We start from the raw sequence: 18,964 nt of genomic DNA, 5'->3' as shown, positions 1-18,964 counted from the left end.
GCATCGCTCCCGAGGCGTGGCACCACCGGTGTCACGCCTCGGCGGCGAACACCACCTGGTAGCCGCTGGCCCGCAACGCGCTGATCAGCGTGTCCGAGTGCTCCACGCCCCGGGTTTCCACCGACAGTGCCACCTCCACCTCGCCGAGGCTGAGGTGCGGGTTGGCCCGCTGGTGCTCAACGTCCACCACGTTGGCCCGGTGCTCGGCGATCTGGCTGAGCAGCGACGCGAGTTGCCCCGGCCGATCCGAGCAGCGCACGGTAACCCGCAGATAGCGACCCGCGGCGGCCAGGCCGTGCTCGATCACCCGCATCATCAGCAGCGGGTCGATGTTGCCGCCGGAGAGCACCGCGACCACCGGCGTCTCCACCTCGACCACGCCGGCCAGCAGCGCGGCGACGCCCACCGCCCCGGCCGGCTCGACCACCTGCTTGCCGCGCTCCAGCAGCATCAACAGGGCCCGGGAGATGTCTTCCTCGGAGACCGTCACGATCTCGTCGACCAGCTTGCGCACGTGGTTGAAGGTGATCTCCCCCGGCCGGCCGACCGCGATGCCGTCGGCGATGGTGGAGAAGGCGGGCAGCCGGACCGGTTCCCCGGCCACCAGCGAGGGCGGGAACGCCGCCGCGCCGGCCGCCTGGACGCCGATGATCCGGACGTCGGGCCGCAACGCCTTCGCGACCACCGCCATGCCCGAGATCAGTCCGCCACCACCGACCCCGGTGATGATCGTCTTCACCTCCGGGCACTGTTCGAGGATCTCCAGCGCCACCGTCCCCTGACCGGCGATCACGTCGGGGTGGTCGAACGGGTGGATCAACACGGCGCCGGTGCGCTCCGCGTACGTGTGGGCGGCGACCAGCGACTCGTCGACGGTGTTGCCAGCCAACTCGACCTGCGCGCCATACCCCTTGGTGGCGGCCACCTTCGGCAGCGGCGCGTTCACCGGCATGAAGACGGTGGCGTGCGTCCCGACCAGGCCGGCGGCGAGGGCCACGCCCTGCGCGTGGTTGCCCGCGCTCGCCGCGACCACACCGCGCTCCCGCTCCGCCGCCGACAACCGGGAGATCCGCACGTACGCGCCCCGCACCTTGTAGGAGCCGGCGCGCTGCACGTTCTCGCACTTGAGCCAGGTCGGCCCGCCCAGTGCGGCGCTGAGCGGGCGGGAGGGCTCCATCGGGGTGGTCCGGATGACACCAGCGAGCAGTTTCCGTGCAGCCCGCACGTCGTCGAGACCGACCAGTTCCGTCATGCCCCGATCGTGCCACCCGCCTCCGGAGCCCTCGGCGGCGACACCGGGGGTCGCCGGAGCGAGCTCGGTGGGCACGCGCACCCGATGACGATCAGGCAGAGGCCGGCGTCCCCGTACCGACCCGGGGATAGCCGGGGGCGTGGCGTGCCCACGGGGCGGCCATCTCGAACTGGCCGGCCACACCGAGCAGCAGCAGCTCCGACCCCGGCGGACCGACCATCTGCACGGCGACCGGCAGGCCGTCCGGGCGGCGGCCGACCGGCACCACGACCGCCGGCAGGCCGGCGATGTTCCACGGCGCGGCGTACGGGGCGTACCGGATGTTGGCTGTCATGTTCGCCCGCCAGGACCGGTCGGACCAGCGTGCCGCCTCCGGGGGTGCGGTGGCCAGCGCCGGGGTGAGCAGCAGGTCGACCGAGTGGTCGGTGAAGAAGTCCACCGACCGTTGCCGCCAGGCGGCCCGGTCGGCCTCCCGCACGTAGCCGCGACGCTGCGCCCATTCGCCGAGCGCGACGTGCCGCCGGGTACGCCGTTGCAGGCCACGCCGGTCCAACCCGGAGGCCCGGACGTCGGTGGCGGCGGCGGCGAACCAGGTGGCGATGCCCTGCAGGCCCAGCGCGGTGGGGTAGACCGGATCGGCTGGCACCGTGTCGTGCCCGGCGGCGGCGAGGAGTCGGCCGGCTGCGGCGACCGCGTCCCGGTTGGGCGCGTCCGGTGCGACGCCGCGCACCGGGGAGCGCAGCGAGACGCCCACCCGTAGCCGCTGCGGTGGGACCAGCTTCTCGGGACGCCGGCCGGCGAGCACCGAGAAGCCGACCGCCGCGTCGGCGACGGTGCTGGTCAGCATGCCGTGCTCGGTGAGGCCGAACCAGTCGTCCGCGCCGAGCTGGCAGGGCACCACGCCCCGACCGGGCTTGAGCCCGACCAGACCGCAGCAGGCCGCGGGAATGCGGATCGAGCCGAGACCGTCGTTGCCGTGCGCGATCGGAACCAGCCCGGCGGCCACCGCGGCGGCGGCGCCGCCGGAGGACCCACCGGGGGTACGCGTGCTGTCCCACGGATTGCGGGTCACCGCGCTGTCGTCGTCGGTGAGTGCCCACAGCCCCAGCTCGGGCATCCGGGTCACACCGAGGATCACCGCGCCGGCGCCCCGCAACCGACGCACCACCTCGTGGTCGGCCTCCGCGACGTCGGTGCGCGCGGCCGCCGACCCGTTCCAGGTGGGCAGACCGGCGACCGGAGTGTTCTCCTTGACCGCCACCGGCACCCCGGCCAGGGGCAGGTTGGCCAGGTCCTCCTGCTCGTCGACCTTCTCCGCCTCGGTGATCGCCTCGCCGCCGCGCACGGAACGGAACGCGGCCAGCTCAGGGTCGGCACGGGAGATGTACTCGAGGTGGTCGGCGACGACCTGGGTGGCCGACACGTCACCCCGGCGCACGCCCCGGGCGATCTGCTTGGCGGTCGCCCCGACCCAGGTCGCCATGATGTCCTGCACGGCCATCCTCCCCAGCGGTCAGCCCAGCGCCTGCTCCAGATCAGCGAGTAGGTCGTCGACCGTCTCGATGCCGACAGACAGTCGCACGAGATCGCCGGGAACTTCAAGCGGCGAGCCGGCAGCACTTGCGTGTGTCATCCGCCCCGGATGCTCGATCAGGGATTCCACGCCACCCAGCGACTCGGCGAGCACGAAGAGCTTGGTGCGGTTGCAGATGTCCACGGCGTGCTCCTCACCGCCAGCGGCACGGAACGAGATCATGCCCCCGAACCGGCGCATCTGCTTGGCGGCCACCTCGTGACCAGGGTGCGAGGGCAGCCCGGGGTAGATCACCTCGGCCACCTTGGCGTGCCCGTCGAGGTACGCGGCGAGCCGCTCGGCGTTGTCGCAGTGCCGGTCCATGCGTACCCCGAGGGTCTTGATGCCGCGCAGGGTGAGCCAGGCGTCGAACGGGCCGTTGATCGCGCCCATCGCGTTCTGGTGGTAGCGCAACTCCTCGCCGAGGCTGCTGTCCGCGACGACGAGTGCGCCACCGACCACGTCGGAGTGCCCGCCGATGTACTTGGTGGTGGAGTGCACCACCACGTCCGCGCCGAGCGCGATCGGCTGCTGCAGGTACGGCGAGGCGAAGGTGTTGTCCACCACCAGCAACGCGCCCGCGTCGTGTGCCACGGCGGCCAGGGCGGCGATGTCGGCGATGCCGAGCAGCGGGTTCGTCGGTGTCTCCAGCCAGATGATCTTCGTGCGGCCGGGCTGCACGGCCGCCCGGATCGCGGCCGGGTCGGAGACCTTGGCCGGGGTGAACGTCAGACCCCAGCGCTCGGCGACGCGGGCGAACAGCCGGTACGTGCCGCCGTACGCGTCGTCCGGGATCACCACATGGTCGCCCGGCTTGCACACGGCCCGCAGCAGGGTGTCCTCGGCCGCCAGACCGCTGGCGAAGGCGAGCCCCACCGGCCCGCCCTCCAGCGCCGCGAGGCACTCCTGGAGCGCGTCGCGGGTCGGGTTGCCCGAGCGGCTGTACTCGTAGCCGAGGCGGGGCGCGCCGACGGCGTCCTGCGCGTACGTGCTGGTCTGGTAGATCGGTGGAATCACCGCGCCGGTACGGGCCTCAGGGTCCTGGCCGGCGTGGATGGCGAGCGTCTCGAAGCCGTGACTCATTCTGGTGAGGCTAGTGCCCCGCCGGAGAGGGCTGGGACGGAACCCGCGCTCCCGGGCGGGGGCCGGACCGTCCGGCCCGGCCCCCGCGCGCCGATCGGCGGGCTGGCGGGCCGGTCAGGCGGCCGGAACCGGCAGAACGTGCAGGGTGGCCTGGTTGACCCCGGTCCAGTCATAGGCGACCGCGTAGAGCCGTGCGCCATTCGGCGACCAGGCCAGCGCGCCGGAGCTGAGTTCGTCGCCGAGCTCGAAGCGGGCCAGCTCGGTGCCGTCCGGCGTGAAGACGAACACGTCCGGGTCGTAGGTGGCGTCCGCCCCGGCGGCTACCCGGGTGCCGTCGCGGGAGACCTCGACGGCGTTCGGGTACGCACCGGTGGGGTAGGTCGCGGACGGGGTGCTGATGTCGGCGAACGGGAACGCCTGCGCCTCGTACGGCGCTCCGGCGGCGGTGTAGAGGGTGGTGCCGGTCGGGTCGAGGGCGATGTCCCGCAGGTTGCTGCCGAGCACCGACCACGCGTTCGTCCCCAGGGTGGTCAACGCGCCCGCAGTGCCGATGCCGTACGCGTACGCCGACGCCGGGCTCAACGACGGTTGCCCGGCGAGCAGCACCGCCCGGTTCTGGCTGGCCGCGGCGAGCAGCGGCGCACCGTGGAAGTCCTGGCTGACGACCTGGGTGGTCAGCCGGGCCGGCTGACGGCCGAGGTCGATCCGGCCGATGTTGCCGCCCCACTGGTCACAGCCGTAGCCGAACCACAGGTACCGGCCGGTCAACGCCAGCGACGACGGGCACTCGCCCGCACCGGTGTCGTAACGGGCCGACTCGATCAGCGAGCCGGTGTCGAATGCCGCGATGGTGTTGGCGGTGGGCAGCGCCACGTAGAGCGTCCGCCGGTCGGCACTGAGCAGCAGGTCGGTGGGGCCGGGCAGGCCCGACAGGGTGCCGGTCACCACGCCGGTCGCGCTGGTCACCACGACGTCGGTCGAGGAACGGCCACCGCTGACGAAGACCCGGTCACCGGCCGACACCACGTCGGCGACCGTCTTCAGCGGCAGTGGGGTCGCTGTCGGCGCGGCGGCCGCCTGGGCGTGGCCCGGGACCGCACCGGTGAGCAGCCCGGCGGTCAGCGCCGCGAGCACCAGGGTGAAGCCTCTTCTGATCTGCAAGGTTCGTCCTTTCGGAGCATCGACGCGTACGCCGATGGCCGGGTCGTCAGGTCGCACCGGGGAGTCGGATCGTCGGCCTGACGAGACCCGCCCGGCGGCGGGCCACCGCGACCGACCGGCCGGGCGACGCCGTCGCCACAGCACGCCACCCCCGCGCTGATCCATTCACATGAATGGATAGCACAGCCGGTACGCACGTGGGGGGCACCAGGTCCCGCGAGGGAGCCGGCATAGCCTGACCCGATGAGCGGTTGCGTGTTCTGCGGGATCGTGACGGGCGAGGTGCCGGCGTTCCGGGTGGCTGACACCCCGGCCGGGGTGGCGTTCCTGGACACCCGGCCGGTGTTCAAGGGGCACGTGCTGGTGGTGCCCCGGGTGCACCTGGTGACCCTGGCCGAGCTGCCGGCCGACCTGCTGCCCGACTACTTCGCGCTGGTCCAGCGGCTGGCGGTGGCGGTGGAGACCGCTCTCGGTGCCGGTGGGACGTTCGTGGCGATGAACAACAAGGTGTCCCAATCGGTGCCGCACCTGCACACCCACGTGGTTCCGCGTACCAAGGGCGACGGGTTGCGTGGCTTCTTCTGGCCGCGCACACGGTACGACGACGACGCCGAGGCCCAGACGTACGCAGACCGCATCGCCGCGGCCCTTCCGGGTGGGGCCTGAGTCACGGTGGTACGGGTAAGGAAGCAGGACCCTCCGGTGTTACACGCTGGGAGAGGTACGAGAGGAGATCCCCACCGTGTTTTTGCGCCGCATGAACGCCGAAATGGTTTCGCCCGACCAGGCCCTGCCAGGTCGCCCGATCGCCATGCCGGTCGCCGACCGCCACGAGGTGCTGGGCACCCCGTTGAAGGGCCCGTTCCCTGAGGGCCTTCAGGTCGCGGTCTTCGGCATGGGCTGTTTCTGGGGCGCCGAGCGGCTGTTCTGGACGCTGCCCGGCGTTTACACCACCTCCGCCGGCTACGCGGGTGGCATCACCAAGAACCCGACGTACGAGGAGACGTGCTCCGGCCGGACCGGGCACGCCGAGGTCGTCCAGGTGGTGTACGACCCGAGCAAGATCAACTATGAGGACCTGCTGAAGGTCTTCTGGGAGAACCACGACCCGACCCAGGGCATGCGCCAGGGCAACGACGTGGGCACCCAGTACCGCTCGGCGATCTACACGACCACCGACGAGCAGCGGACCATCGCCGAGTCGTCCCGGGACGCGTTCCAGCCGATCGTGACGCGGGCCGGCAAGGGTGAGATCACCACCGAGATCGCCCCGCTCGGCAGCTACTACTTCGCCGAGGACTACCACCAGCAGTACCTGGCTCCGACCAAGAACCCGAACGGGTACTGCAACCACGGCCCGAACGGCATGAGCTGCCCGGTCGGAGTCGCACGAGTCGGCGGCTGACCACCGCCACTGCGTCAACTGGCAAGGCCACTGGGTTTCGACCCGGTGGCCTTGTTCGGTGTCGGGCTCGTTTCGGTGGCATGGTCGTCAGCAACAGCGCTGCCCCACCCGACGGCTGTCCCTGCTCGCCCCGGAATGCCTGTCAGCGTCGTGCGTCTGGACCGGTCTCGTACGCGCACGGAGACGAGCATCTGCTACCGGCCGCATCTTCCACGATGAGCGCCGAGTTGTCCGCGTCAAGCCAGTAGCGCTGCCCCGGCTGGACAAGCACGGGCCGCCGCAAAACCAGCGGCGCCCCGCCGCCCAGGCTCACCTCAGAAATGAGCGTCAACCGTTCTGCGCGCATCTCGCCTGCCATCGGCCAACGATAGTCCGGGTCCCTCCGGCCGGCCGAAATGCGGGGGCGGCACGCATCGTCGGACGCGGTAACGCACGTCCGGCACCGCTCACTGACCACCCATTGCGGTAACTGGCAAGGCCACTGGGTTCCGACCCGGTGGCCTTGTTCCGTATCGGGGTCGGTTCGGTCGCATGGGCGCCGATCGCTCGCCCACGCGGACCGGTGGCGGACCCGCACCACCGCTCCCGCCAACATCGACGCGGAAAATTCCGGCCCGAGGTGTCGTATCCGCCCGGCGCCGTTCGTAGCGAAGATGGAGGCAGACAAAGGTCCGCCCGGGACGAGGGAGCAGACATGGCCGAGTACCTCATCTACTTCAACCAGCAGTGGGTGGGTGACCACACCGAGGAGTGGTTTCGCGGGCGCGGGCCACTCGCCGCGGCGGTCGTGAACGAGATCAAGGCAGCCGGGGAGTACGTGTTCGCCGGCGGCCTGGAAGAGGACGGCCCCGTCTTCAGTGCCGACGCCACGAGCGGCACGACGATGTTCGCCGACGGGCCCTACGTCGAAACCAAGGAGTGGCTGGGCGGGCTGACCGTGGTGGACGTGGCTGACGAGGAAACGGCCCGGATGTGGGCCGGCAAGATCGCGGAAGCGTGCGGCTGGCCCCAGGAGGTCCGACGGTTCGGCCGCGGCCCGCAATCCGCTGGCGAGTGAGCAGGAAGTTGGCGGCTGGCCAGACCACTGCACCCGCAGAAGCGTGCTGCCCGGCCGCCGATGAGGCGGCCGGGCATTCCCATTTGGCCCTGTGATCGAAATCCGTTGCCGAGCCCGGCGAGGACTCGATAACGTGGCCGTACACGTGAAGGGAGGTGGTCCAGACTTGTATAGCAATCGGACTCGTGAGGTGGCTGTCAGCTAGCCGCTGTCCTCGACAGTGATCGGTCCGCCGCAAGGCGGACACCAGCACCATCGTCGAGACCGTGTGGCAGCGGTGCGGCGAATCCACGACAGCCACCCGACCCCCGGGGTGCCGGCCAAGTCCAGCCGGCCCGCGCACCAGCGCGGAGCGCCCCGGGGGTCGCTCCATATCCGGGGGAGCGGCGATGTCCATGCGCGAGCTGGTGGTGCTGGGGACGGCCAGCCAGGCGCCGACCCGCCAGCGCAACCACAACGGGTACGTGCTGCGCTGGGACGACGAGGTGATCCTCTTCGACCCGGGTGAGGGCAGCCAGCGCCAACTCCTGCACACCACGGTCACCGCCACCGACCTGACCCGGATCTGCGTCACCCACTTCCACGGCGACCACTGCCTCGGCCTGCCCGGCACCATCCAGCGGCTCTCCCTGGACCGGGTGCCGCACCCGGTCGCCGTGCACTTTCCCGCCGGTGGCGCCGAATACTTCGCCCGGCTCCGGCACGCCACGTCCTTCTACGAGACCGCCGAGCTGCAGGTCACCCCGATCGAGGCGGACGGCCAGCGGATCGACCTTCGCTGCGGCACGCTGGAGGCACGCCGGCTGCGACACCCCATCGAGACGTACGGCTACCGGCTCGTCGAGCCGGACGGCCACCGGATGCTGCCGGAGAAGCTGACCGCGTACGGCATCGCCGGTCCGGCCGTCGGCGAGCTGATCCGCGTCGGGCACCTGGACCTCGACGGGCGCCGCGTGACCCGCGACGAGGTGAGCGTGCCCCGACCGGGGCAGCGGTTCGCGTTCGTGATGGACACCGGCCTCTGCGACGGGGTGTACGCCCTCGCCGAGCACGCCGACCTGCTGGTCATCGAGTCGACGTTCCTGGAGTCGGAGGCCGCGCTCGCCGCCGAGGTCGGCCACCTGACCGCGGCGCAGGCCGCCCGGGTGGCGACCGAGTCCGGGGTACGCCGGCTCGTGCTCACCCACTTCTCCCAGCGCTACAACGACCCGCGCCGGTTCCACGACGAGGCACGCGCACACTTCGACGGCGATCTGATCATCGCCGAGGACCTGATCACGGTGCAGCTTCCACCCCGCCGGGTAGCCTCGGCCGGGTGACCGTCACGCTCCGCCCCGCGACCGATTCCGACCTGATGGCGGTGGGTGCCCTGCACCAGCGCTCCCGGGTCGCCGCGTACTCCGCCTTTCTGTCGGCCGAGGCGTTGGCGGACCCGACACCGGAGGCGATGGGGCGGTACTGGGCCGAGCGGTGGCACTGGGAGCGCGACACCCACCGGCTGACCGTGGCCGAACGGGCCGGGGCGCTGGTCGGGTTCAGTCACCTGGGCCCGGACGACGAGGACGACCCGGCCACCGGGCTGCTCAACGCGATTCACCTCGACCCGGTCGAGCAGGGCCGCGGCACCGGCCGCACCCTGATGGTGGACGCGCTGGACGGCATGCGGGCCCGAGGCTGGCGGCGAGCCGTGCTCTGGGTGCTCCGGGACAACGCCCACGCCCGCTCCTTCTATGAGCGCGGCGGCTGGATACCCACGGGCGACGAACGAGACGAGGCGATCGGCTCAGCACCAACCCGACAACTCCGCTACACCCGCCCGCTCTAAATACCCCCACCCCGCCTCACCCCCACCCCTGGCCCGCCGATCTTGCAGTTTCTGTCGGGACAAAACGCCGCTATAGCGACTTTCACGCGACAGTAAGTGCAAGATCGACGGGCGAGGGGGGTGAGGGTGAGAGCGGGGGTGCGGGTGCGGGGCGGGTTTAGTGGGCGCCCAGGTGGGCCAGGAGGTCTTGGCGGGTCAGGACTCCCTTGGGCTTGCCGTCGACCAGGACCAGGGCCGCATCGGACTTCTCCAGCAGGCCCACAGCCTCGCTCACCGGCTGACCGCCACCGATCATCGGCAGCGGGTCGCCCATGTGCCGCTCGATCGTGTCGTGGAGGTGCGCCTGGCCGGTGAACAACGCGTCGAGCAGGTCCCGCTCGGCGATCGAGCCGGCCACCTCGCCGGTCACCACGGGTGGCTCGGCCTTGAGCACCGGCAGCTGCGAGACGCCGTACTCGCGCATGTAGTCGATCGCGTCACGGACCGTCTCGGTGGGGTGCACGTGCACCAACTCCGGCAGCCCGCCCGGCTTGCTGGCCAGCGCGTCGGCCACCGTCGGCTCCGCGCCGGAGTTGTCGAGGAAGCCGTACCGGGCCATCCACGAGTCGTTGAAGATCTTGGAGAGGTAGCCCCGGCCGCCGTCCGGCAGCAGCACCACCACCACGTCGTCGGGGCCGGCCTTGCGGGCGACCTCCAGCGCGGCGACCACCGCCATGCCGCAGGAGCCACCCACCAGCAGCCCCTCCTCGCGGGCCAGCCGACGGGTCATCTCGAACGACGCCTTGTCGGAGACCTCGACGATCTCGTCGGCCACGCCCTGGTCGTACGTCTCCGGCCAGAAGTCCTCGCCGACGCCCTCGACGAGGTACGGCCGGCCGGTGCCGCCCGAGTAGACCGAGCCCTCCGGGTCGGCTCCGACGACCCGCACCCGCCCCTCGGAGGCCTCCTTGAGGTACCGGCCGATGCCGGAGATGGTGCCGCCGGTGCCGACGCCCGCCACGAAGTGGGTCAGCCCGCCCTCGGTCTGCTTCCACAGCTCCGGGCCGGTGGTCTCGTAGTGCGAGCGCGGGTTGGCCGGGTTGCTGTACTGGTTGGGCTTCCAGGCGCCGGGGATCTCCCTGGTCAGCCGGTCCGAGACGTTGTAGTACGAGCGCGGGTCCTCCGGGGCGACAGCGGTCGGGCAGACCACCACCTCGGCGCCGTACGCCCGGAGCACGTCCTGCTTGTCCTGGCTGACCTTGTCGGGGCAGACGAAGACGCACTTGTAGCCCTTGAGCTGGGCCACCAGGGCCAGCCCGACACCGGTGTTGCCGCTGGTCGGCTCGACGATGGTGCCGCCGGGCTTGAGCAGGCCGGCGGCCTCGGCGTCCTCCACCATCCGCAGCGCGATCCGGTCCTTCACCGAGCCGCCCGGGTTGAGGTACTCCACCTTGGCGAGCACGGTGGCCTGGATGCCCTCGGTGACGTTACGCAGACGTACCAGCGGGGTGTTGCCGATCATGTCGACGACGTTGTCGTAGTACTGCACGGTGTGCCCTTCGTTGCGGCGCCGGCAATGGCGGCCGGGCAGACGTTTCCTCGCCGCCCAGCGTACGTGTCGTCAGGGCACCAGCCGCCCGGGGATGACAGAGCTGCGGCGGGCCTCCCACTCCAGGAAGCGATCGGTTTCGGAGAGCACGCTGCCGGCCAACCAGGTGATCATGACCGCGTCGTCGGCCAACCCGAAGATCGCCAGCGGGATCTCCGGGAGCAGGTCGATCGGCGACACGATGTACGCCGTCGCCGCGGTCATCAGGGCCAGCCGCAGGCCACCGTCGTACTCCCCTTTGGTGGTGGCCCGGATCATCCGGGGCAGGGCCGCCAGCCGGGTGCCCAGCGACGGCCCACCGCGGGCCCCGGCCGCCAGTGCCCGCGCCAGGGCCGTGAACGCCGCGCTGCGCTTCAGTGTCTTCCCCATCGTCGCGCTCCTCTCCGCCGGATCAAGCGTGGCGGGTCGACGCAAGCCGGCCGGCCTCTCCCGCCCAGATACCCCGTCGCGTCGGTTTCCAGGCACCCGCGTGCCGTCACGACGACAGCGGTGTGTCGGACCGGCGCGATAATGTCGCGGTATGGGGGTGGCTGATTCCGTCGTACCCGGTAGTGAGCGCTGGCGGCAGGCCCGGCGGTTCGCCCGCCTGGCGGCGATCGGGACGGGCGCCACCGCGGCGGCCGCGGTGGCGACCGGCGGGGTGCTGCTCGGCCAGGCCCGGCAGGCCCGACGCACCATCCCGATGGCCGAGGCACCGCCGCCGCGCTGTGACGGGATCTACGGCGCGAAGTTCCCCGGACCGGCGCTCACCATGGTCGTGCTCGGTGACTCGTCGGCGGCCGGCTACGGCGTGCACCGCCGTCGGGAGACACCCGGCGCGCTGCTCGCCACCGGCCTGTCCCGTCGACTGCACCGGCCGGTGCAGGTGCACCGCTTCGCGGTGGTGGGTGCCATCTCCTCGGCACTCCGTCACCAGGTGGAGGCGGCCTTGGAGTGCCGACCCGACATCGCGGTGATCCTCATCGGCGGCAACGACATCACCAACCGCACCCCCCGCGGGTTGGCGGTGCGCTACCTCGTCGAGGCGGTGCACAGTCTGCGCGACGCCGGCTGCGAGGTGGTCGTCGGCACCTGCCCCGACCTGGGCGCGATCCGCCCGATCCAGCCGCCTCTGCGCTGGCTGGCCCACCGGTGGAGCCGTCAGCTCGCCGCAGCCCAGACGGTCGCGGTCGTCGAGGCCGGCGGTTCGACGGTCTCCCTCGGTGATCTGCTCGGCCCTCGGTTCGCGGCCGAGCCGACCCGCATGTTCGCCTGGGATCGGTTCCATCCCTCCGCCGAGGGTTACGCGATGGCAGCCGCCGCGCTCCTGCCGACGATGCTGTCCGCGCTCGGCGCAGGGCAGGAACGACGGGCCACACCGACGCGGGGCGAGGGCGTACGGTCGCTGGCGGAGGCCGCGCAGGAGGCGGCCCGGCACGCCGGCACGGAGGTGAGCGGCACCCAGGTCCGGGGCCACGACCGGGGGCCAGCCGGCCGGTGGGCGCAGTTGCGCCGCCGGGCGTTCTTCGGTGTCGGCACGGTGCCGCAGCACGGGTCCGCCTCGGACACCTCGACAGTGGAGGGACTGGCATGAACGAGCGCAGCGAGCGGGGCGTGACCGCCGGCCTCGCCGGCCGGCTGGGTCGGGCGGCGGCAATCTCGCTGCTGGCCGGCACCGTGGGAGGCGCCGCCGTCCTGGCCGGTGAGGCGTTCGTCGCCCGGCACCGACGCTACGCCCAACCGGAGCTGGGGTTGGCCCTGCGGGCCACGATCGGCCGGGCGGGCGCTCCGCCGCTGCGGCTGGTGCTGCTCGGCGACTCGTCGGCACTGGGGGTGGGTGTCGACCGCCTCGACGACACCATCGGCGGCCAGTTGGCCAACCTGCTCGCCGAGGGCCCGACCGGCCGGCGCGTGCACCTGTCCAGCGTCGGCGTCTCCGGGTCCCGCTCGACCGACCTGGCCACCCAGGTGGCCCGGGCCCTGCTGGGTGAACGGCCGGACGTGGCGCTGATCCTGATCGGCGCGAACGACGCCACCGGGCTGCGCCGGCCCTCCGACGCTTCGGCCTATCTGGGCGCGGCGGTGCACCGGCTGCGCGAGGCACGGGTCGAGGTGGTGGTGGGCACCTGCCCCGATCTCGGTGCGGTTCGTGCCATCGCGCCTCCGCTGCGCCAGGTGGTCGGCTGGTCCGGGCGTCGGATGGCCCGCGCACAGACCACGGCCGTGTTGGATGCGGGCGGTTCGGTCGTCGACCTCGCCACCGAGACCGGGCCGGTGTTCCGGGCCGACGCGGGGACGCTCTGCCACGACGGCTTCCACCCCTCCGCCGACGGCTACCGGGTGTGGGCCCATGCGCTGCTGCCGGCCATCGCCGCGGCGGCGACGGTCGCGACCCGACGCTAGATCGTCCCGGCCAGGGTGACATTTCCCGCCGCGCCGGCTTCTTCCGCGCCATGTTACTGGCGGGTTAACGTTGGCCCATGCCGATTGAGTCGTCCCGCGACGCCGTCATCGTCGCCACCGCCCGCTCCCCCATCGGCCGGGCGCACAAGGGTTCCCTGCGCGACGTCCGCTCCGACGACCTCGCCGCGACCATCGTCCAGGCCGCCCTGGACAAGATTCCCCAGCTCGACCCGACCACGATCGACGACCTCTACCTCGGGTGCGGCCTGCCCGGCGGCGAGCAGGGCTTCAACATGGCCCGGGTGGTGTCCACCCTCCTCGGTCTGGACACCGTGCCCGGCGCCACGCTGACCCGCTACTGCGCCTCGTCGTTGCAGACCACGCGGATGGCGATGCACGCGATCCGGGCCGGCGAGGGTGACGTGTTCGTCTCCGCCGGTGTGGAGGTCGTCTCCCGCTACGCCCGGGGCAGCTCCGACGGGCTGCCGCCCGAGGCGCAGGCCCTGGTCGGCGGCGGCTGGGAAAACCCGCGCTTCGCGGCGGCCGCTGAGCGCTCGAAGCGCCGCGCGCAGGGCGGCGCCGAGACGTGGACCGACCCGCGCGAGGCCGGGGAGCTGCCCGACATCTACCTGACCATGGGGCAGACCGCGGAAAACCTGGCCCAGGTGTACGACGTGACGCGCGCCGACATGGACGAGTTCGGCGTACGCAGCCAGAACCTCGCCGAGAAAGCCATCGCCGACGGCTTCTGGGCCCGGGAGATCACCCCGGTCACCACGCCGAACGGCACCGTGGTGAGCACCGACGACGGTCCCCGCGCTGGCGTCACCCTCGACGCGGTCGCCGGCCTGAAGCCGGTGTTCCGCCCGGACGGCCGGATCACGGCAGGTAACTGCTGCCCGCTCAACGACGGCGCAGCCGCCGTGGTGGTGATGAGCGCCCAGCGGGCCGAGGAACTCGGCCTCACCCCGCTGGCCCGGATCGTCTCCACCGGTGTGACCGCCCTGTCGCCGGAGATCATGGGCCTCGGGCCGGTCGAGGCGTCCCGGCAGGCGCTGCGCCGGGCCGGCATGACCATCGACGACGTCGACCTCGTCGAGATCAACGAGGCGTTCGCCGCGCAGGTCATCCCCTCCTACCGGGAGTTGGGCATCCCGGAGGAGAAGCTGAACGTGATGGGCGGCGCGATCGCGGTCGGTCACCCGTTCGGCATGACCGGCGCGCGGATCACCGGCACCCTGCTCAACGCCCTGGAATGGCACGACAAGACCATCGGTCTGGAGACCATGTGCGTGGGCGGCGGCCAGGGCATGGCCATGGTGCTCGAACGGCTCAACTGAGCCGAGTCGACGTCAGAGCGCGCTGCGGGTCGCCGTCACCTCGGCGGCGGCCCGCGTTAGCGCCTCGCCCCCCGCGTCGGCGGCCACCAGGTCTGCCGCCACGACCCGCAACTGGTCGGGCAACGCCAGATCGTTGTCGAGCCGGGGCACCACCCGCCGGGGCTCACCCTCGGCGTCGGCGGCCAGGTTGGCGATCTCCTGCACCAACCGGTGCACCAGGTCGGCACGGGACACGTTGCCGGTGGTCGCGACCGCTGCCCAACGCGGCGACTGCCAGTGCCCGACCTGACGGACCAGCAACTGCACGGCCTGATCCAACTCCGCTGCGCTCATCGCCGCCGAGTCTACGGCCGGCACCGGCCACGCCACGGCGGGCCGGTCAACGGCGTAGGTAGCTGAGCAGCCGCAAGATCTGCCAGTAGAGGAAGACCAACCCGGTGAGCAGGCCGAACGCGCTCAGCCACGCGTACCGGCGGGGTCGGCCGTCGCGCACCGAACGCTCAACGAGGTCGAAGTCGAGGATGAAGCTGAACGCCCCGGCGATGATTGCCACCACCGAGAAGGCGTACGGCAGCCAGCCGACCTCCCCACTGACGCTGTAGACCTCCAGGCCTGGTCGCCCGGAGATCAGGTACGACACCAGGTTGACCACGCTGAGCACGGCGATGCCGAGCAAAGTGCCGATCACCAGGCGAGCCAGCCGGGGCGTCGCCCGGATCACCCGGGCCCGGTAGAGCGCCGCCATGCCGAGGAAGACGCCGAAGGTGCCGGCCACCGCCTGCACCACGATGCCCGGGTAGACCTGCTCGAAGGTGCGGCTCGCCACTCCCAGCAGCAGGCCCTGGAGCACGGCGTAGCCGACGATCGGCGCCGGGTTGGTGATCCCCCGCAACGAGATGACCAGGACCAGCGCGATGGAGGCGAGCGCGCTGCCGGCGAGCGCGGCGCCGAGCCACGCCGCGTCGGGGATCACCACCCAGGACACCACCGCGGCCGCGCCGGTGACCAACAGCAACCCGACGGTACGGGTCACCACGTCGTCGACCGTCATCGGCTCGACGTCGCGGGCGCCGAGCACCCGGGCCTCCACCCGGCCGGTCTCGTCCAGCCGGTTGAGCACCGGGTTGTTACTGCGCACCGCCGCCTCCTTCGCCCGCGTACCCCTCGCAGTCACTCTGCCCCGGGCGGACCGGCGGCGGCGGGAAAACGGCGCTGACGACGGCGCCCGCCCCCGCCAGAGCGGGAGCGGGCGCCGGTCGGCAGTGCGGACGAGGTCAGTCGTCGCCCTGGAAGTAGCTCAGCAGGCGCAGGATCTCGATGTAGAGCCAGACGAGGCTGACCAGGATGCCGAACGCGGCCACCCAGGAGTAGCGCTGCGGCAGGCCCATCCGAACGCCGTCCTCGATCTCCTTGAAGCTGAGCACGAAGCTCAGCGAGGCGACCACGATGCAGACCAGGCTGAAGCCGATCGCCAGCGGGCTGCCGTCGCGCAGGCCGGTGTTGACGCCGAAGATGGCCAGCACAAAGTTGATCAGCATGACCGCGAAGAGGCCGGTCATCACCGCGATCATGCCCTTGACGAACGCCGGGGTGGCCCGGATGACCTTCGCCCGGTAGAGCATCGCCATCAGGAAGAAGATGCCGAAGCTGGCCACGGCGGCCTGGAGCACGATGCCGTCGTAGAGCGTCTCGAACGCCTTGCTGACCATGCCGACGAAGACGCCTTCGACGACCGCGTACGTGATGACGAGCGCCGGGTCGGCCATCCGGGAGAACGAGATGATCAAACCGAGGACCAGGCCGACCACCGCCGCGCCGATCCAGGCGACACCGACCAACGAGTCGGGCACGAGCACCCAGGCTGCCGCGGCGGTGATGCCGAGGATGCCGAGCAGAGCGACGGTCTTGACGACGACGTCGTCGACCGTCATCGGCGCCACGGTCGGCGGCGCGGCCGGGTAACCGGCCTGGGACGGGTACTGCTGGGGAATGCCGGGCTGTCCGTACGGCCCGGCCGGGGCGTACCCGGCGGAGCGCTCCCGCTCGGCCGCCTGGCCGAGCCGGGCGAGCACCGGGTTCGAGGTCTTCACTGTCTGGCCTCCCTCAGGGGGTCGTGTGCACGTGAACGTGCCCTCCAAGAGTAAACGGCCCAGCCAAGTCCTGGTGATCACGAATGAGAATGTGTCGAGGTGATCCGGTGTGCCCGGGGCGGGGGTCGAACCCGCACGCCTTTCGGCAGCCGCTTTTAAGGCGGCCGTGTCTGCCGTTCCACCACCCGGGCGGGTGGCACCGGCGCGCCGACACGCACGGTGCAGTGTCACCGTAGCCGGTTAGCGGCGACCCGACGTACCCAGCAGGGCTGGCCACATTAGGGTCGATGCCGTGAGCAGCGCAGCCCCCACGGCCCCCGACGCAGCCCCTGAGCAGGCCTTCCGCCTCGCCGGTCGGGTCAAGGGCCGACCTCGGGCCACCCGTCTGCTGGCCGCCGTCAGCCGCCACCGACCAGATCTGCTGGTCGCTCTGATCTGCGTGGTGCTGGCCGGCTGGCTCACCCACGGGCTGTGGCCCGACCCGACCGGCCGCGTCCTGGCACTCAATCCGGAGGACCAGACCCTCTACGAGTGGTTCCTGGCGGTCGACGCCCGCGCGCTGCTCGGCGACTTCAACCTGCTCACCGAACGACTCAACGCGCCCGACGGCGTCAACCTGATGGCCAACACCTCGGTGATCGCGCTCGGCATCGTCTTCGCGCCGGTCACCCTGCTGCTGGGCGCGCCGGTCACCTTCGCGCTGCTGGCCGCCGCCAACCTCGCCGGCACCGCCCTCGCCTGGTACCTGCTGTTCCACCGCACGCTGCGTACCCGCCGGATCGCCGCCGCACTCGGCGGAGGGTTGTGCGGGTTCGGCCCCGGCATGGTCTCGCAGACGAACAGCCACCTGCACATGACCGCGCAGTGGCTGGTGCCGGTGATCGTCTGGCTGGTGGTCCGCCTGCTGCGGGCGGCCGACCCGGAGCCGGCGGCACCCGACGTGACCGGTCGCACCCAGCCCGCCGTGCCGGACCGCCGACGGATGTTCACCTCGGCGGCAGGGCTGGCCGCCGCGATCAGCGCGCAGGTCTTCATCGGCGAGGAGGTGCTCTTCCTTGCCGCCGTCACGCTGCTGGTGATGGCGATCAGCTATGCCGTGGTGGACCGGGACCTGGCCCGACGGGCGCTGCCCGGCTTCGCCGGAGGGCTGGCGATCGCCGCCGGGCTCGCCCTGCTGGTGCTCGGCTACCCGCTCTGGTTCCAGTTCGCCGGGCCGCAGGGGGTTGCCGACGGGATGTTCACCCCGGCCTACTTCTCCGCCGACCTGAGCAGTTGGTGGGCGGTCTCCCCACTGTCGGTGGCCGGCAGCGACGAATCCGCCCGGCTGACCACCGGACCGGCCGAATACAACACCTTCCTCGGCTGGCCCCTGCTGCTGGTGGCCGTGGGGTGCGCGATCTGGGTCGGGCGACGCCGCCTGGTCTTCGCCTGCGTCGTGGCGGGCCTGGTGATGGGTGCGCTGTCGCTCGGCCCCGAGGTGGTGCTCGGCGGCACCAGGACGGCGCTTCCCGGCCCGTACGCGCTGATCGGCGGGCTACCGGTGGTGGACGGCGCGTTGCCGATGCGGTTCGCGCTGGCGCTGCTGCCGATCGTCGCGACGCTGCTGGTGCTGGCGGTCGACCGGGCTCTGCGCAGCACCGGTCGGGCGCGGCGGCTGGTGCCACTGGCCGTCGGCGCGGCGCTGCTGCCGATCTTCCCGACCCCCCTGCCGACCGCCGAACGGCCCGCCGTGCCCGAGTTCATCAGCGGCGGCCACTGGCGGCAGTGCGTACGCCCCGGCGGGGTGCTGGTGCCGGTGCCGCTGCCCACGCCCAAGGAACCCTGGCCGATGCGCTGGCCGACCGCCGCCAACGCCGCATTCGGTCTACCCGAGGGGTTCTTCATCGGGCCTTACGGGCGGGGCGGTACCGCGGCGATGGGCACCTTCAAGCAGCCGACCTCCGCGCTGCTGGCGGACGTCGCCCGGCGCGGCGACCAACCGGCCATCGGCGACGAGCAGCGCCGTCAGGCCGCCCGGGACGCGGACTTCTGGGGTGCCTCCTGCGTGGCGTTGACCGACGACGCCCCGCACGCCGACAGCCTCCGAGCCACCCTGGAGCAGCTCTACGGCCCCGCGACCCGCCTGTCCGACGCCTGGATCTGGCGAGTCTGACCACCCGCCCCCCCAACGGCCGCCGCCCCCACTCCGCCGATCTTGCACTTACTGCC

The 18,964-nt window shown here is 71.9% G+C and carries 17 protein-coding genes, 1 tRNA gene and 1 pseudogene; 9 read left to right on the top strand and 10 right to left on the bottom strand.

From position 1 onward, the window contains the following. Positions 1–31: 31 nt before the first annotated feature. From ilvA to HNR20_RS18645, 4 genes are all read right to left on the bottom strand, one after another. Positions 32–1,252, bottom strand: a complete 1,221-nt coding sequence (gene ilvA / locus HNR20_RS18660; RefSeq protein WP_184181571.1) for a threonine ammonia-lyase — start codon at positions 1,250–1,252, stop codon at positions 32–34. 91 nt (positions 1,253–1,343) lie between these two features. Beyond that, positions 1,344–2,753: an amidase gene (locus HNR20_RS18655; protein ID WP_184181569.1), complete on the bottom strand. Its 1,410-nt coding sequence runs from the start codon at positions 2,751–2,753 to the stop codon at positions 1,344–1,346. 12 nt (positions 2,754–2,765) lie between these two features. Beyond that, entirely contained in the window at positions 2,766–3,908 is a 1,143-nt protein-coding gene (locus HNR20_RS18650) for a cystathionine gamma-synthase (RefSeq protein WP_184181567.1), read from the bottom strand. A 114-nt stretch (positions 3,909–4,022) separates the two neighbouring features. Next, complete coding sequence (locus tag HNR20_RS18645) at positions 4,023–5,069, bottom strand: YncE family protein (protein ID WP_184181565.1); 1,047 nt, start codon at positions 5,067–5,069, stop codon at positions 4,023–4,025. A 243-nt stretch (positions 5,070–5,312) separates the two neighbouring features. Between HNR20_RS18645 and HNR20_RS18640 the strand changes: the two genes are divergently transcribed. The 5 genes from HNR20_RS18640 (at position 5,313) to HNR20_RS18620 (ending at position 9,356) form a co-directional block, all read left to right on the top strand. After that, positions 5,313–5,735, top strand: coding sequence for an HIT family protein (locus tag HNR20_RS18640; protein WP_184181563.1), 423 nt, complete (start codon positions 5,313–5,315; stop codon positions 5,733–5,735). Between the two features lie 76 nt (positions 5,736–5,811). After that, on the top strand, positions 5,812–6,474 hold the full coding sequence (msrA, locus tag HNR20_RS18635; RefSeq protein ID WP_184181561.1) for a peptide-methionine (S)-S-oxide reductase MsrA: 663 nt from the start codon (positions 5,812–5,814) through the stop codon (positions 6,472–6,474). A gap of 694 nt (positions 6,475–7,168) precedes the next feature. Further along, positions 7,169–7,531, top strand: coding sequence for a YciI family protein (locus HNR20_RS18630; protein WP_184181559.1), 363 nt, complete (start codon positions 7,169–7,171; stop codon positions 7,529–7,531). 389 nt (positions 7,532–7,920) lie between these two features. Next, positions 7,921–8,850 (top strand): ribonuclease Z, encoded by a 930-nt coding sequence (locus tag HNR20_RS18625; protein ID WP_184181557.1) that lies wholly within the window; start codon positions 7,921–7,923, stop codon positions 8,848–8,850. Continuing rightward, positions 8,847–9,356 (top strand): GNAT family N-acetyltransferase, encoded by a 510-nt coding sequence (locus HNR20_RS18620; protein WP_184181555.1) that lies wholly within the window; start codon positions 8,847–8,849, stop codon positions 9,354–9,356. Before HNR20_RS18625 ends, HNR20_RS18620 begins: the two co-directional genes overlap by 4 nt. A gap of 157 nt (positions 9,357–9,513) precedes the next feature. Here the strand turns inward: HNR20_RS18620 and HNR20_RS18615 are convergent, their stop codons facing one another. After that, the gene (locus HNR20_RS18615; protein WP_184181553.1) at positions 9,514–10,884 is read right to left on the bottom strand and encodes a cystathionine beta-synthase; all 1,371 of its coding nucleotides are present in this window, start codon (positions 10,882–10,884) and stop codon (positions 9,514–9,516) included. 72 nt (positions 10,885–10,956) lie between these two features. Next, on the bottom strand, positions 10,957–11,313 hold the full coding sequence (locus HNR20_RS18610) for a YkvA family protein (RefSeq protein ID WP_184181551.1): 357 nt from the start codon (positions 11,311–11,313) through the stop codon (positions 10,957–10,959). Positions 11,314–11,464: 151 nt separating this feature from the next. Here HNR20_RS18610 and HNR20_RS18605 point away from each other — a divergent pair. From HNR20_RS18605 to HNR20_RS18595, 3 genes and pseudogenes are all read left to right on the top strand, one after another. Then, positions 11,465–12,531: pseudogene (locus tag HNR20_RS18605) on the top strand (SGNH/GDSL hydrolase family protein); the annotation flags it as partial. After that, a complete protein-coding gene (locus HNR20_RS18600) occupies positions 12,514–13,326 on the top strand; it encodes an SGNH/GDSL hydrolase family protein (RefSeq protein WP_184181547.1) in 813 nt (270 codons plus the stop codon). The pseudogene HNR20_RS18605 and the gene HNR20_RS18600, both read left to right, overlap by 18 nt. Before the next feature lie 77 nt (positions 13,327–13,403). Next, positions 13,404–14,666: an acetyl-CoA C-acetyltransferase gene (locus tag HNR20_RS18595; RefSeq protein ID WP_184181545.1), complete on the top strand. Its 1,263-nt coding sequence runs from the start codon at positions 13,404–13,406 to the stop codon at positions 14,664–14,666. Positions 14,667–14,678: 12 nt separating this feature from the next. Here HNR20_RS18595 and HNR20_RS18590 read toward each other — a convergent pair whose 3' ends face one another. The 4 genes from HNR20_RS18590 to HNR20_RS18575 all read right to left on the bottom strand — a co-directional run bounded on the left by HNR20_RS18590 (position 14,679) and on the right by HNR20_RS18575 (position 16,947). Next, on the bottom strand, positions 14,679–14,999 hold the full coding sequence (locus HNR20_RS18590) for a hypothetical protein (protein ID WP_184181543.1): 321 nt from the start codon (positions 14,997–14,999) through the stop codon (positions 14,679–14,681). Between the two features lie 46 nt (positions 15,000–15,045). Continuing rightward, on the bottom strand, positions 15,046–15,804 hold the full coding sequence (locus HNR20_RS18585; RefSeq protein ID WP_184181541.1) for a Bax inhibitor-1/YccA family protein: 759 nt from the start codon (positions 15,802–15,804) through the stop codon (positions 15,046–15,048). 136 nt (positions 15,805–15,940) lie between these two features. Further along, positions 15,941–16,756: a Bax inhibitor-1/YccA family protein gene (locus HNR20_RS18580; RefSeq protein ID WP_184181539.1), complete on the bottom strand. Its 816-nt coding sequence runs from the start codon at positions 16,754–16,756 to the stop codon at positions 15,941–15,943. A gap of 110 nt (positions 16,757–16,866) precedes the next feature. Next, positions 16,867–16,947: transfer RNA gene (locus HNR20_RS18575), tRNA-Leu, on the bottom strand. Positions 16,948–17,048: 101 nt separating this feature from the next. Between HNR20_RS18575 and HNR20_RS18570 the strand changes: the two genes are divergently transcribed. Beyond that, a complete protein-coding gene (locus HNR20_RS18570) occupies positions 17,049–18,908 on the top strand; it encodes a hypothetical protein (RefSeq protein WP_184181537.1) in 1,860 nt (619 codons plus the stop codon). Positions 18,909–18,964: the final 56 nt, after the last annotated feature.

This window comes from Micromonospora parathelypteridis (assembly GCF_014201145.1).
Classification (GTDB): domain Bacteria; phylum Actinomycetota; class Actinomycetes; order Mycobacteriales; family Micromonosporaceae; genus Micromonospora; species Micromonospora parathelypteridis.
This window is presented reverse-complemented; position numbering and strand designations above follow the sequence as displayed.